Raw genomic sequence first — 15222 nt, forward strand, 5'->3', positions numbered from 1 at the left:
GAGATCCCACGCCTCTGCGGCCTCGTTCAGTGCGCCTCGCCTGCGTCGGCGGCCGCTTCGCGGCGGTCGTCGTCATCGTAAAGTCCGTAGTCGGCGGGTTTGGCTCCAAGCGCCTGAACGCCTTCGGAAAGGCTCCGCCGCAGGCCGAAGCGGTCGTCGTCGTCATAGCTTCGCAGGCTCGAGCCGATGGCGTCCCGCCACGCCGGCCCGCGGTTCCAGGCCTCCATATACGCGTCCGCGAGGTCCTCTTTGTGGCGCAGCTCGATCATGGCGTTCATGAGCGTCAGAGCCTGGAGGCGATCCTTTGCGCTCTTCGCCATTCCGTCGCCGTCCGTCCGGCGGCGAGATCCGACGATGAGCTTGTGAATCGCAAAGCGTTCCGGGGCGGGAACGAGGATCGGCACGCCCGCGCCATGCAGCAGCACCGCGCGCTCGGGCTGATAGATCAGAAAGTCCAAGAAGCGCAGCGGCTGGGCCGCCGCGCCCCAAGGGCCGGCATCGGCGCAGGTCCGCCCGCGTTGTCGTCGGACCCTCGGTTCGGGGTCAGGAATTCAACTTTGTAGCCCGAACGCGAGACAAACTGCGTCGACAGTCGCCCGTCATTCATGTGTGGAACTTCTCGGAAGGTCCCGTCGACGGAACGCAGGACGTCAAGGACCGGCGGAAGCTGATCGCCGACGGCCGCCGAGATGGAATGAAACTGGGCGAAATCAGCGTCGCCGGTGAGCATCGCCGTATCTCGAGCCGGACGCCCAGCATGGCGGAATAGGCCTGATAAGCGACGGTTCCGACGAGCACGCCCCGCAGACGGAACAGACCGGCCTCGGAAAGCGCCTGCACGATGTCCCCCGCGGTCTTGTCGGGGCGCGGCAGATAGGCTTCCCGGATCAGGGTCGAGACGATTTTCCGCCGCTCCCTGACGTCGGCCTTCAAGTCCTTAAACGCCTCGACGCGCTTGGTGATCTCCTCGTCGTCGGCCGGTCCGACGTAGCTCCGGTCCTGCTTACTGGTGCCGTCGCCGGCGGGACGATCGAAGTACCAGTATTTGCGGTCCTTGACCGTTACGGGCACGAACCGTCCGTCGGCCGGGAAATCGCTTGCGAACCGGGCGTCGAGGCTGCGCTGGGCGAGCTCGGAATACAGGGTCTGATAGATGTGGCCGATTGATTTCATGGCTTTCGCTATACTATTTTCGCGAGATTAATATAACGATTTTGAGTCCACTGGACAAGCCGATTATACTAATTTCGCGAAATTGATATAGCTCACATTTTTCGGTTTTATGCATCAAACGCATCCTGTGATCAGTTTCCAAAGACGCCCTGCCGAGGCATTTTCGGGACCGGCGAACTCACGCGTGCTCTATCGCGGGAGATCGCTGACGCGGCTCGGCCTATGACGTCTCGAGTGCTTGCCCAGAGAGTCATCTCGCTAGCCGCGACGACGCTCGCGATCGGAAGCTGCTATCTGAAGTAAAGCGTCGAGGATCGAAGGCGCTGCGTAAGCAGCGCGATGAAGGGTGCGTCCGATCGGCTCCGGATGAGAATGACAATCTGCTCTGGTCTCCACATCGGCGATGATTGAAATATCGCCCAATATTGTCTAGTTCAAATTATTTCAAAAAATCTGATGCTTACGGATGGCACATTTAATACAGGGCGCTTTGGTCGCCTTCCTTCCAATCTTATTATATTAAGATCTACTAATGAAGACAGAGATCTTGAGACGTTTGATTGAGACCGGTTCGCTAGTCTAGCTAGTTCCGCGACGCTTTCAGGCTCCTCTCGATTGATAATACGAATGAGTTCGATATTTCGATTTGTGAGGGCCTTTAGGATGAGCTCCGACTTAGAGAGCGGGGGCATGCTGTTTTTCGTGCACTCGGCGAACAACCTGATCGACCCGGTCAGGCGTCATGGCGCTCCATCCAGCCAGATGAAAACGCGTCACTGCAGATCGCCAGCTTTGAAATAGCGCGGGATCTGTCGCGGCCAGTTCGACTGGAGCATCCGACGTCGCCAGCCGAGATATTTCACGGAGCAGTTCCCAATCACGACTCTGGGCGACTGAAGCCGTATTCCCGCGTAGCAGCGCGTCAAGCGCAGCAACATACAGCTCTCTTGGAGATCTGCTCATTTATGGCCTCGACCAGTCGTTAGCTCAACGAAAACGAGATTCTCGGAAGCAGCCTCCCGGTCAGATGCTCGAGGAAGCTTTTAATGGCCAACTCGATGTCAGAGAGATCTATTCCTCTCTGTTTAACCCACCAGACAACGTCCTGAACATCAGCAGGGCTTGATCGAACAAGTTTTGCGGCAGCCAACAAATCTGGGGTTGGCATAATGACCGTAAGCTGACCATATCTTCCGATGGTTTCTGTTTCGAAATCCTTGGGAAGCTGAACGACACCAGGCCTGATTATTTGTATATATATCGTATCTGGATCGATTTCGCCTTTCGGATCGTAGAGAACACCGATGTTTCGACAGACTGTAGATAGCTCTGCGACGTCAAAGCTAGAGCCAGCAAACCATACGTCGATATCTGGGGTCTGACGCTCCTTCTGCCCCGTGGCAATGCCGGGCGTGCTCCCAATCACGCAGAGCGTTGCGGGCGTTTGAAGCGCCGAACCGATCTTGGCGAAGAGATCATCCACCGTCGAAGCTTCAATCGGCATGCTCTCTCCTATCCCACGAAAGATAATATCATATCATGATATTCATTCAACCGCAGTCGTCTTGCTGCTGCGGTTTAGCCGCAGGTCGGCTTTGGCTTTTGCGTCCTCTGCCCCAGCACGGCGAGCAGACCGATCACATTCGACGGCGACAGGAGGAATTCGACCGACTTCGACGCCATGAACAGCACGATCTCTACCCTCCGCTCGCTGGAGCCGCCCCGACGCCGATTTCGTCGCGCGCAGGATCGAACCGCGCCAGGCCGACGCCTTTCACCAGCGCATACACGGCCGGGATGACCAGAAGGGTCAGGATGGTCGACGACGCCATTCCGCCGATCATCGGAACGGCGATCCTCTGCATGACCTCGGATCCCGCCCCTGTGCTCCAGAGGATGGGGAGCAGGCCAGCCATGATCGCGACGACGGTCATCATCTTCGGCCGCACGCGCTCAACCGCGCCGACCATGATGGCTTCGTGCAGGTCGGCGCGCGTGAAGACCCGCCCCTGTGAGGCGCGGCGCGCCTTCAGCTCTTCGAGCGCGTGATCGAGATAGATCAGCATGATCACGCCGGTCTCGGCGGCGACGCCGGCGAGCGCGATGAAGCCGACCGCGACCGCGACAGACAGGTTGAAGCCGAGCCACCACATCAGCCAGAGGCCGCCGACGAGCGCGAACGGCAAGGACAGCATGACGATCAGCGTCTCGGCCAATCTGCGGAAATTCAGGTAGAGCAGCAGGAAGATGATCATCAACGTCACGGGGACGACGATCATCAGACGGGCCTCGGCCCTTTCGAGATATTCGAACTGACCGCTCCAGGCGATCTGGTAGCCGGTCGGCAGCGCGACCTGATCCGCGACAGTGCGCCGGGCCTCGGCGACATAGCCCCCGAGGTCCCGGCCCGTGATGTCGACGAACACATAGACCGCGAGTTGGCCGTTCTCGGTCCGGATCGATGTCGGTCCCCGCGTTCGCTCGATGCTGGCGACCTCGCCGAGCGGCACGGTTCCGCCGTTCGGCAGCGCGATGAGAAGGTTGCGGCCGATCGCGTCCGGATCATCGCGCAGGTCGCGGGGATAGCGAACATTGACCGAGTAGCGCTCACGGCCCTCGACCGTGGTGGTCACAGCCTCGCCGCCCAAAGCGGAGGAGACGGCGTCCTGCGCGTCGCTCACCATCAGACCATAGCGAGCGAGCGCCGCGCGATCGGGCGTGATGTCGAGGTAGTAGCCCCCGATCACGCGTTCCGCGTAGGCGCTTGAGGTCCCGGGCACGCCTTTCAGGACCGCCTCGACGCGCTTTGCGATCTTCTCCATCTCGCCGAGGTCGGAACCGAAGATCTTGACGCCGACCGGTGTCCGAATGCCGGTAGCCAACATATCGATGCGGGCGCGGATCGGCATGGTCCAGGCGTTCGACACGCCCGGGAACTGCAGCGCCCGATCCATTTCGGCCTTCAGGCTCTCCGTCGTGACGCCGGGCCGCCATTCAGCCTTTGGTTTGAGGTTGATGATGGTCTCGAACATCTCGGTCGGAGCGGGATCCGTCGCCGTCGCGGCGCGCCCGGCCTTGCCGAAGACCGTCTTGACCTCCGGAAACGATTTGATGATCCGGTCCTGCATCTGGAGCAATTCGGCCGCCTTGGTGATCGACAGACCCGGTAGGGTCGTCGGCATGTACATCAGCGTGCCTTCGTCGAGCGGAGGCATAAATTCGCTGCCAAGCCTCGTCGCCGGCCATACGGAGATCGCGAGCGCCGCGAGCGCGAGCGCGAGCGTGAGGGTTTGGCCTTCAGGACTCCACGGATGATCGGTCGGTAGATCGCGATCAGGATCCTGTTCACCGGATTCTTCGCCTCGGGAATGATCCGGCCCCGGACGAAGAGAACCATCAGGGCAGGCACAAGCGTCACCGACAGAAGTGCTGCGGCGGCCATCGCAAATGTCTTTGTGAAGGCGAGAGGTCCAAAGAGCCGCCCTTCCTGGCTCTCGAGCGTGAAGATCGGCAGGAAGGATACCGTGATGATGGCCAGGCTGAAGAACAGCGATGGCCCGACCTCCGACGCCGCTTCAATCACGGATTCGATCCGAGGCTTGCCCTCGGGGGCACGCTCGAGATGCTTGTGCGCGTTCTCGATCATGACGATCGCCGCGTCGATCATGGCGCCGACCGCGATCGCGATGCCGCCAAGGCTCATGATGTTCGCGCCGATGCCGAGCGCCCGCATCGCGACGAAGGCGATCAGAATGCCGACGGGGAGCATGAGGATCGCGACCAGCGCGCTTCGGACGTGAAGCAGGAAGACGATCGTCACCAGCGCGACGACGATGCTCTCCTCCACCAGCGTGCCCTTGAGCGTCTCGATCGCGGCCTCGATCAACGTCGAGCGATCGTAGACGGGCACGATCTCGGACCCTGACGGCAGGCTCGGCATCAGTTCCGAAATGCGCGATTTGGCGTTCGCGATTACTTCGAGCGCATTGGCGCCGAACCGCTGCAGCACGATCCCGCTAGCAACTTCGCCCTCGCCGTTGAGCTCCGCGACGCCGCGGCGTTCGTCCGGGCCGAGTTCGACGCGCGCTACGTCCTTGAGAAGGACAGGCACCCCGCCGTCGGCCTTCACCACGGCTTTCTCGAGATCAGCGAGCGACTTCACGTAACCGCGGCCGCGAACCATGAACTCGAACTCGCTAAGCTCGACGGTGCGGCGCCTGTGTCCATGTTCGCGCCGCGAACGACGTCCCGAACCTTAGATAGCGGAACGCCAAGCGTCCGCAGCCGCTGCGGATCGACGACGACGTTGTACTGCTTCTCGAAGCCCCCGACGCTCGCGACTTCTGCGACGCCACCGGCGCCGGACACGCCGAAGCGAACCCGCCAGTCCTGCAGGGAGCGGGTTTCGGCGAGCGTGAGGTTCTTCGCCAGAACCGCGTACTGGTACACCCAGCCGACGCCGGTCGCGTCAGGACCGAGCGTCGGCGTCACTGAAGAGGGCAAGCGCGACGCGGCGGCGCTCAGGAATTCGAGCACGCGCGAGCGGGCCCAGTACGGGTCGGTGCCGTCCTCGAAGATCACATAGACGAACGAAACCCCGAAGAACGAAAAACCCCGGACCACCTTCGACTTGGGAACCGTGAGCATCGCGGTCGTCAGCGGATAGGTGACCTGATCCTCGACGACCTGCGGGCCTTGCCCGGAATATTCGGTGTAGACGATCACCTGGACGTCCGAGAGATCCGGGATCGCGTCGAGCGGTAGTGTCTTCAACGCATAGAGGCCGGCGGCCACGGCGAAGGCGGTGGCGATGAGGACCAGCGTCACGTTGCGCGCTGACCAGCTAATGAGGCGGGCGATCATTGCGACGCTCCCGCCGAAAGGCCGCTCAACGCGGCCTTGAGATTGCTCTCGGCGTCGATCAGAAAATTCGCCGCGACCACCACCTTGTCGCCTCTGCGAGTCCCGATCGCACTTCGACATACCCTTCGCCGGACCGACCGATCGTAACGTCGCGCGGTTCGAACTTGCCCTCGCCCTTTTCGATGAGCGCCACCCGCCGGTCGCCGCTGTCGATCACCGCGCTCAGCGGCGCCGCCAAGACCGCCGCCGCGGCGCCGGTCTCGATGTCGGCGTCGACATACATCTCCGGCTTGAGGGCGCCGTCCGGATTGGCGAGTTCGACCCTCAGTCGCGCGGTCCGCGTCGCGACGTTGATCTCGGGATAGATGAGCGTGATACGCCCCTTGTACGCCGTCGTCGCGCCGCGGGGCCGCACCGTGACCGTCTGTCCGGCTTCGACCAGCGGCAGCTGGGCTTCAGGGATGTCGAGGACCGCCCAAACCAATGAGAGATCGGCGATGCGGAACATCTCTTCGCCCGGCATGGCCTGCATGCCGTCAACGGCTTTCCGGAGAGCACCACGCCGTCGCGAGGCGACGTCCACGCGAAATCGAGCGGCGCGCGCCGGCTCCGCTCGACCTCGTCGATGACGGCGTCTGGCACGTCGAGGTTCTCCAGTCGCCGCCGCGCGCCATCGACGACTGCTTTCCCGGCCGCGGTCGGCTGACCAACGATCGATAGGTATTGGGCAGCGGCCGCGGCCACTTCCGGCGAGTACAGGCGCATCAGGACTTGGCCACGCTTAACGCGGTCGCCGGTCGTGACCGGTTCGACCTTGTTCACGAAGGACTGGGCGCGCACCGCGACGACCGAAATGCGACGCTCGTCGAGCTGGATGACGCCGGCGGCGCGAACCGGAACCGACAGCGAACGCCTTGAGACCGTTTCTGTCCTGACGCCGCTTCGCTGCCGCTTGCCTGGATCGACGCTGACCGTCGATCCTTCACCGTCGCCCTCGTAGACGGGGATGTAGTCCATCCCCATCGAGTCCTTCTTGGGCGTGGGCGACGTATCCGGAAGCCCCATCGGGTTGCGATAGAAGAGGATCCGGCCCGGCTTCTGCGGCTTCGGATCAACGGCGACAGCGCGTCTTCCGGGCTCTGTCGGCTCGCCGTTCTTGGCATCGAAACCGACGTCCTCGCCCTCGCGCACCGGCGCAAAAGGTCGTCCGTCGTCAGCTTCGCGCGGACCCGCGGAGTACACCGCGCCGCCATCCGGATGGCGGTAGTAGAGGATCCGGCCGTCTGAAGCCGGCTGCGCCGCCGCCCTCTGAAAGATTTTTCTGAAACAGGAATCCAGCCGCGGTTGAACCCAGCGTAGCCAGCCCGGCCACGCCGGCTACAAGCAGGCAGACGACGACGGCGCGCCTCATGGCTGCACCTGGAGCAAGGGGCGGCCAACGATCGTCTGGCTTTCTCCCTGAACCTTAGCCGCCAGGGAAAGCCGCCAAGCCCCCTCCATCGTCAGATTCGCCTTGAACCGGTAGACGCCGGGCTCGTCCGAAGTATGGGGTTCGAGCGAGCCTGTCATCGTGGGCATCCCGTCCGGCGCCATGTCGATCCGCCAGGCGAAAATCACGGCGTCCGACACCGGCTTGCCGCTTCGCTTGTTGATGAGACGCGCCGCGAGGATCACGCCCTCACCAGCCTTCGTACTGGAGTCGATCAAACTGGAATTCGTAAGTGTCGGAATCCGCCCGAGCGGCGATGGGGCTGATCGCCAGCAAAGCAGCAAGCGTCGCGGCGGGTGCACGCCACCGATACCGGATATTCATTGTTCAATTTCCATACGCGCCATGCGCCCGCAGGTCGCGGGCGTTCACCGCGGGCAGGAGCGCCCACGGCAATGAACCGCGCGGGTCAGTTCCGCGCAGCGCAGCGCTTACGCGCCGCAGTTCGCGTCAGGTACGGGGCGGTCTAGCGGGGGTCCGCGACAGGTCCGGAACGCGACTGGTCATCGAGCGGAACGAGCTGCGCCAGCGCCAAAATCGAGCGGCCGCCGAGCGTCGAGGACTCGGGCGTCGCTGGAATGCTTGCGGTCATGCAGACCGCCATCAGCGGGCAGACCTTTGGACAGGCTGGACGAAGAGGGGCTTCGTCTGGGCAACACGGCATGCCCTCCGCCATCGTCTCCGCCGTGGCCACATCTTGAGACGTCGTGCCGACGCGAAAGCCCGCTTGCGCGCCCAGCGGCTCTAGAGCAACGCCGAAGACGAGCAGCAAAAAGGTCAGACGTTTCAGCACTGCGATCAGGCTCACGTTATAAGCATGCACCCGTGGCGGCGTCTTGTGAAGCGCTTGATGGTGGCGGCGTCTTGTGAAGCGCTTGATGGTCGCGGCGTCGCTCTGACGTTCACGCAGGATCGCCACCTCTGAACGTCATGAATTTTTCCTGCTCGTCGCCGAATGCCATCACGTCGTAGGTCTCGGAGTCGCGGCCTTCGACCTCCATGCCAGGCGATCCGATCGGCATCCCGGGCACAGCGAGGCCCCGCACCTTCGGGCGCTCGGCGAGCAGCCTCGCGATCGCAGCCGCGGGCACGTGGCCCTCGAGCACGTAGCCGTCGATCTCGGCCGTGTGGCAGGACCTCAGACCCGGCGGCACGCCGAGCTTCGCCTTTACGGCGTGATGGCCGCGACCTCGACGACCCGCGCCTCGTAGCCGGCCGCGCGGACGTGATCGACCCAGGCCTCGCAGCAGCCGCAGGTCGGATCCTTGTGGACGGTCATCGCCGGAGCGGCGCGGACCCCGCCCGGGAAAAGCAGCGCGGCGCCGGCCGCCAGCAGCGTGAACGTCCTGCGATCCATAGTCATGGGCGTCGCCCTCCTTCTTTCCCGGCCACCTTCGCACACGCGCGGCTCACGTCCAGTTGTCCGCTAATGTGGGACTTTCCACCCGGCGAATCCGGGCCTCCCGGCATCGTGGCCCCAAGCTCAAGACGAGCTTCCACAAGGGAGTGACCCACGATGAAGACCATGATCGCCGCCGCCCTCGTTCTAATGTCCTCGGTCGCGGCCGCGACGGCCGGGACCGGGCCCGCCAACTCGACGAACCAGCACCTGCGCGACAGCGCCGACTTCTACGACAGCGTGCCGGACTTCAGCCTCCTGTCCAGCGAGAGGACCGGCAGCGTTGACCGTGAGGCGAGCAACCGCCATGACCCCAGCGCGGGATCGCGCGCTGATCCGAACCGGCGCCGTCATTTGGTCTCCAACCCTGACGGCGCCGCAGGGCCAGCCCCCCCCGGGCTGGCCCGCCCCAAGTTCAGGTGTTCCAGCTTGGCCCGACGAGTCTCAGGCCATATCGCTCCTTGCGGATCGCGCCCTGTCGTTCGAGGCGGCTCAGCTCCTTGGTCACCGCCTCCGCTGGCGTCGCGATGCGCGAGGCGATCTGCCGATGCGTCGGCAGCCGCCCGATCGCGCGGCCGGACGGGTCGCAGGCCGCGAGCCTCAGCAGCTCGGCCTCCAGCCTGCCCGACATCGGCAGGGTCATGACCTCCGACATCCTTTGAAGCGTCCGGCACTGCCGACGGCACATCGCGCGCACCACCGCCTTTGCGAAGGCTGGGTGGCGCTCGAACGCGGCCGCGAAGTCGCGCGCCTCGAAGCACCAGGCCTCGGACGCTTCGTCGGCAACCACCTCGAACGGCGTGTCGCAGCGCTCGAACGCGAAAGCCTCGCCGATCACGTCACCCGGCTCGACGTCGGCCGCGAAGGCCTCGTGCCCGTCGGACGTGATCGTCTCGGCCGAGAGCCTTCCCGAGGCGAGCACCAACGTAGAGCCGTGCCGACCCGGCAGGTCGAGCTTCGCCCCGCGGGGAAGCCGGACGCGGCGGGCAAACAGGGCGATCTCGTGAGCCTCGATGGTCGCGAGCAGGTCGGCGTCGTCCGCGTGGTGCGCGGGGTGCGCGCAGGATGAGTGGGTGATCATGTCTTCGTTTCCCGGAGTCGGTTCTGCGTCCCGCTGACGGCGTCGGCCGTCGCGTCAGGGACGCGTCGCTGAAAGCAAGGTCGGCGGAACGGCGTCGCCGCTTCCGCCGGACGGCGCGATCAGGCGATCCGGGGCGGTGGGGTGGCGAGACCGACATGGACGCCGTGGAGGCCGGGGCATGAGGATCGGACGGCAGCGGACCGCTGGGCGAGAGCCTCCCAGGAACCGAGGGCGGCCGGAAGCGGCGCGACGCACGGTGCTGAGCATTCGGCGGCGCCCGAGCCAGCATGCCCAAGCGCGGCGGACGAGCAGGGAGCGGAGGTCACAAGCACGGCCTGCTGGCCGGATAGTGGCGCGAAGCGGGAGCCGTGATCGATCTCGACGTGGGACACGGCGAGCAGCAGCACGGCAAGAAGCGTCGCAAGCGCCGCCGCCTTGCGCGAAAGCGCGCGTAGGAAAGCCGCGGCGCGTGTCCCAGCCTCAGACCGCATGGGCGGGGGCCAGAGGACAGGAGCCCGTCGCGAGCTCGATCTGGATCGTTGGGTGGGCGATGCCGAAGCGCTTTTCGAGCTCCTCGGCGATCGAGCGCATGGCTGCGTCGCCCGGATGGCCCGAGGGCATGACGAGGTGCGCGGTGAGCGCCGTCTCGGTCGTGCTCATCGGCCAGACGTGGAGGTCGTGGACCTCGACGACCCCGGGGCGCTGCTGAAGGAATGCGACGACGGCCGCGGGGTCGATGCCCGGCGGGGTCGCATCAAGCGACATGGTCACGCTGTCGCGCAGCAGCCCCCAGGTGCCCATCGTGATCACCGCTGCGATCATCAGGCTGACGACGGGGTCAAGCCATTCCCATCCGGTCACGATCACCAGAAGCCCGGCGACGATCACGGCGACCGAGACCCCGGCGTCGGCGACCATGTGGAGGTATGCGCCCTTGATGTTGATGTCGCCCTTGCGGCCCGACATGAACAGGAACGCGGTGAAGCCGTTGATCAGAACCCCGATGGCGGCGACCACCATGACGGTCACGCCGGCGACGGGCTGGGGGTCGAAGAAGCGCTGGATCGCCTCCCAGGTGATCATCCCGACCGCAATCAGCAGGAAGATCGCGTTGAACAGCGCCGCCATGATCGAGGACGAGCGCAGGCCGTAGGAGAAGCGCGGAGACGGCGGACGGCTGGCGAGCGTCGCGGCGATCCAGGCGACCAAGAGGCCGAGCACGTCGGACAGATTGTGGCCTGCGTCCGCCACGAGGGCGAGCGAGTTGCTGGCGTAGCCGTAGCTTGCCTCGATGACGACGAAGACGGTGTTCAGCCCGATGCCGACCGCGAACGCCTTGCCGAAACTGGCGGGCGCATGCGCGTGCCCGCCCGGCCCGTGGGCATGGCCGGAGTGGTCCCCGCCGCCATTGCCATGGTCGTTTCCGGCGTGGTCGTCATGTGCCGTCATCGTCGTCCCGTCCTCAGCCGCGGCCCTGGCGGGCGTCCTTGAGCATCTGCTCGAAAAACTCGTGCCGCTCGTCATGGTTCTCGACGACGCCCTTCACCAGCGGCTTGGCCGTGCCCTCGCAGAGCGCCCTGACACGGTCGGTCTGCTCCTCGACCGTTCCGCCCGAAAGCGAGCGGATCATGCCGAGGCCGACCGCGCGGGCGGCTCCCGCGGCGCTGACGACGATCTGCGCGGCCTCCTCTCGCGTCATCGTCGCGAGGATCTCGTCCTTCATGTGGGCGATGACCTTGGAGGCGTCTCCGTCCTTCCCTCCCGTCTCCCGGGCGAAGTCGGGATCGACCTTCACGCAGACGGCCGTGAAGTTCTGGGCGAGGAACACGGAGGACAGGACGTTGCGCATCACGTCCTCGTTGAGCGCCCGCGCCGGGGACGACGTCCCCAGAGCGAGAGCGAGCGCAGCCGCGCCGAGGGCCGCGGCCCTCACGACGCGGCCGCCGGCTGCGTCCGGTCCGGGTTCCGGAACCAGGTCCGACTTCCGTCGCCTCGTGAAGAGGACGTAGAGAGCCGGGAGGACGAGCAGCGTCAGGATGGTGGACGACACGATCCCGCCGATCACCACGGTCGCGAGCGGACGCTGCACCTCCGCGCCCGGCCCGGTCGCGATCGCCATCGGCACGAAGCCGAGCGAGGCCACCATCGCGGTCATCAGCACCGGGCGGAGTCGGGTCAGCGCGCCTTCCTTGACCGCCTCGACCAGCTCCTTGCCCTGTTCACGCAGCTTCTGGATGAACGCGATGATGACGAGCCCGTTGAGGACCGCGACGCCCGACAGCGCGATGAACCCGATGCCCGCCGAGATCGAGAGCGGGATGTCGCGGATCAGGAGCGCCGCGACCCCGCCCGTGAGCGCGAGCGGCACGCCGGAGAACACGAGCGCCGCCTCCTTGAACGAGCCGAGGCTCATGAACAGCAGGACGAAGATCAGCCCGAGCGCGATCGGGGTGACGATCGTCAGGCGCTGGGTCGCCGAGACGAGCTGCTCGAACTGCCCGCCCCAGCCGATCCAGTAGCCGCTCGGGAGCTTGACCTGCTCCCCGATGACCCGCTGGGCGTCGCCGACGAAGGAGCCGAGGTCGCGATCGCGGACGTTCGCCGAGACCACGATGCGGCGCTTGCCGTTCTCGCGGCTGATCTGGTTCGGCCCGGGGGCCACCTCCAGGGACGCAAGCGTGGAGAGCGGGACGTAGCGGGTGCGAGAGGCGGGAACGCCTCCAAGCACCGCCGGGCTTGCCTGCGCCTCGTTGCCGTCCGGGGTCGGAAGCGGCACGGGCAGGTTCTTCAGCGCCTCGATGTCGGTGCGCAGCCGTTCGGGCAGCCGCACCACGATGTCGAAGCGGCGGTCGCCCTCGAAGATCTGCCCGGCTTCCTTGCCGCCAACCGCGATCTCGACGATCTCCTGCACGTCGCCGACGCTGACCCCGTAGCGGGACAGCGCGGAGCGGTTCAACTTCACGGTCAGGATCGGCAGGCCCGTGACCTGCTCGGTCTTCACGTCCGCGGCTCCGGGCACCTTCTGGAGCACCGTCTGAACCTCGCCCGCGACCTTGAGCAGCGTGTCGAGTCGTCGCCGAAGATTTTTACGCCGACGTCCGACCGCACGCCGGAGATCAGCTCGTTGAAGCGGAGCTGGATCGGCTGCGAGAGCTCGTAGTTCGAGCCGGGAATCTCCTCCGCGGCCTTCTCCACATCCTCCATCAGCTCGGCCTTGGTCTTCTTCGGGTTCGGCCACTCCGACCGGGGCTTGAGCATCAGGTAGCCGTCCGAGATCGAGGGCGGCATCGCGTCGGTGGCGACCTCGGCGACGCCCGTGCGGGCGAACACCTCCTTGACCTCCGGCAACTGCAGCAGGCGCTTCTCGAGAGCCGACTGCATCTCCAGCGACTGGGTGAGGCTCGTGCCGGGCACGCGGAGCGCCTGGACGGCGGCGTCGCCCTCGTCGAGGCTCGGGATGAACTCGCCGCCCATCCGCGACGCCGCGATCCCGGTCACGACGACCAGGGCGACCGCCGCAGGGGCCACGACCCAGCGGAGCTTGATCATCAGGCCGAGCAACGGCTGGTAGGTCACGCGGGCGCCCCGCATGAACCAGTTCTCCTTCTCCTTGACCTTGCCGGACACGAAGATCGCGATCGCGGCCGGCACGAAGGTCATGGAGAAGATCGACGCGCCGAGAAGGGCCATCAGGACGGTGACCGCCATCGGCGTGAACATCTTGCCCTCGACCCCGGTGAGGGTCAGCACGGGCAGGTAGACGACCGCGATGATCATGGTGCCGAAAAGGCTCGGCCGGATGACCTCGCTCGCTCCGGCGAGGATCGTCTGGAACCGCTCCTGCATGTTGAGCAGACGGCCGCGGCGTTCCTGCTCGTGGGCGAGCAGCCGCAGGCAGTTCTCGACGATGATCACGGCGCCGTCGATGATGATGCCGAAGTCGATCGCCCCGAGGCTCATGAGGTTCGCCGAGACCTTGTTCTCGACCATGCCCGTGATCGTGAAGAGCATTGCGAGCGGGATCACCAGCGCGGTGACGATCGCGGCGCGGATGTTGCCGAGCAGCAGGAACAGCACCGCGATCACGAACAGCGCGCCCTCGACGAGGTTCTTCTCAACGGTGGCGATCGTCGCCTCGACGAGAGTGGATCGGTCGTAGACGGCGCGCGCCTCGACGCCTTCGGGCAGCGACTTCTGGATTTCGCCGAGCTTGTTGGCGACGCGCTCCGCTACCGTCCGGCTGTTCTCGCCGATCAGCAGCATGGTCGTGCCGAGAACGACCTCGTGGCCGTTCAGCGTGGCTGCGCCGTTGCGGAGTTCGCGTCCGTCCTTCACCTCCGCGAGGTCCGACACCCTGATGGGCGTACCCGCGTGCGAGTTGATAACGATGCTCCCGACGTCCTCCGCGGTGAGCGCCTGGCCGGGCGTCCGGACGAGGTATTGCTCGCCGTTGCGCTCGATGTAGCCGGCGCCGACGTTCGCGTTGTTGGTCGCGAGCGCCGTCATCACGTCGCGGAAGGTTAGGCCATAGGCCATCAGCCGCGCGGGGTTCGGCAGCACGTGGAGCTGGCGCTCGTAGCCGCCGATCGTGTTGACCTCGACCACGCCCGGCACGGTGCGGAGCTGGGGCGTGATGATCCAGTCCTGGATCGTGCGGAGGTCGGCTGGGCTGTAGGCGGAGCCGTCGGGCTTCTTCGCGCCTTCCTTGGCGTCGACCACGTAGTTGTAGATCTCGCCGAGGCCCGTCGAAATCGGCCCCATCGCGGTCTCGACGCCGACGGGCAACTGGTCCTTGGCCTGCTGCAGCCGCTCGTTCACGAGCTGGCGGGCGAAGTAGATGTCGGTCCCGTCCTTGAACACGACAGTGACCTGGGAGAGCCCGTAGCGCGAGAGCGAGCGGGTGTAGTCGAGGTCCGGCAGCCCGCCCATGCTCGTCTCGAGCGGGAAGGTGATGCGCTGCTCGACCTCGAGCGGCGAGAAGCCCGGCGCGGTGGTGTTGATCTGGACCTGGACGTTGGTGATGTCCGGCACCGCGTCGATCGGCAGGCGCAGGAAGTTCCAGGCCCCGAAGGCCGCCACGCCAAGACAGGCAAAGACCACGAGCCAGCGCTGCGCGATCGAGAAGGCGAGGATGCGCTCGATCAGGCCGTTCGGCTTGAACTCGCTCGCGTCGGCCTGGTGCGGGTCAGTGCTCATGGCTCGCGCTTCCCTTTGCGA

General features: G+C 65.3%; 8 protein-coding genes and 5 pseudogenes. All 13 read right to left on the bottom strand.

The genetic code is table 11. The features are described from left to right. Positions 1 to 26 precede the first annotated feature (26 nt). Positions 27 to 1173 (bottom strand): annotated as a pseudogene (locus K6K41_RS30060) (nucleotidyltransferase family protein). Between the two features lie 434 nt (positions 1174 to 1607). Continuing rightward, positions 1608 to 1865 carry an HVO_A0114 family putative DNA-binding protein gene (locus K6K41_RS30065; protein ID WP_378148680.1) on the bottom strand — a complete coding sequence of 86 codons (258 nt, stop codon included), beginning with the start codon at positions 1863 to 1865 and terminating at the stop codon, positions 1608 to 1610. Between the two features lie 290 nt (positions 1866 to 2155). Then, positions 2156 to 2656, bottom strand: coding sequence for a DUF6036 family nucleotidyltransferase (locus K6K41_RS00750; RefSeq protein WP_261403537.1), 501 nt, complete (start codon positions 2654 to 2656; stop codon positions 2156 to 2158). A gap of 214 nt (positions 2657 to 2870) precedes the next feature. Continuing rightward, positions 2871 to 6036: pseudogene (locus tag K6K41_RS00755) on the bottom strand (efflux RND transporter permease subunit). Positions 6037 to 6094: 58 nt separating this feature from the next. After that, positions 6095 to 6619, bottom strand: coding sequence for an efflux RND transporter periplasmic adaptor subunit (locus K6K41_RS00760; RefSeq protein ID WP_261403538.1), 525 nt, complete (start codon positions 6617 to 6619; stop codon positions 6095 to 6097). 29 nt (positions 6620 to 6648) lie between these two features. Then, positions 6649 to 7101 (bottom strand): annotated as a pseudogene (locus K6K41_RS00765) (efflux RND transporter periplasmic adaptor subunit); the annotation flags it as partial. Between the two features lie 342 nt (positions 7102 to 7443). After that, positions 7444 to 7710 carry a FixH family protein gene (locus K6K41_RS00770; RefSeq protein WP_315855117.1) on the bottom strand — a complete coding sequence of 89 codons (267 nt, stop codon included), beginning with the start codon at positions 7708 to 7710 and terminating at the stop codon, positions 7444 to 7446. A 281-nt stretch (positions 7711 to 7991) separates the two neighbouring features. Then, positions 7992 to 8444: a hypothetical protein gene (locus K6K41_RS00775; protein WP_261403539.1), complete on the bottom strand. Its 453-nt coding sequence runs from the start codon at positions 8442 to 8444 to the stop codon at positions 7992 to 7994. Continuing rightward, a pseudogene (locus K6K41_RS00780) lies at positions 8428 to 8882 on the bottom strand (DUF411 domain-containing protein). The gene K6K41_RS00775 and the pseudogene K6K41_RS00780 overlap by 17 nt, the downstream one beginning before the upstream one ends. A 457-nt stretch (positions 8883 to 9339) precedes the next feature. Next, on the bottom strand, positions 9340 to 10005 hold the full coding sequence (locus tag K6K41_RS00785) for a Crp/Fnr family transcriptional regulator (RefSeq protein ID WP_261403540.1): 666 nt from the start codon (positions 10003 to 10005) through the stop codon (positions 9340 to 9342). Between the two features lie 119 nt (positions 10006 to 10124). After that, positions 10125 to 10496, bottom strand: coding sequence for a hypothetical protein (locus K6K41_RS00790; RefSeq protein WP_261403541.1), 372 nt, complete (start codon positions 10494 to 10496; stop codon positions 10125 to 10127). Further along, positions 10486 to 11454, bottom strand: coding sequence for a cation diffusion facilitator family transporter (locus K6K41_RS00795; RefSeq protein ID WP_261403542.1), 969 nt, complete (start codon positions 11452 to 11454; stop codon positions 10486 to 10488). Before K6K41_RS00795 ends, K6K41_RS00790 begins: the two co-directional genes overlap by 11 nt. A 13-nt stretch (positions 11455 to 11467) precedes the next feature. After that, positions 11468 to 15201 (bottom strand): annotated as a pseudogene (locus tag K6K41_RS00800) (efflux RND transporter permease subunit). Positions 15202 to 15222: the final 21 nt, after the last annotated feature.

Source organism: Chenggangzhangella methanolivorans (assembly GCF_019797865.1).
GTDB classification, from domain to species: Bacteria; Pseudomonadota; Alphaproteobacteria; order Rhizobiales; family Methylopilaceae; genus Methylopila; species Methylopila methanolivorans.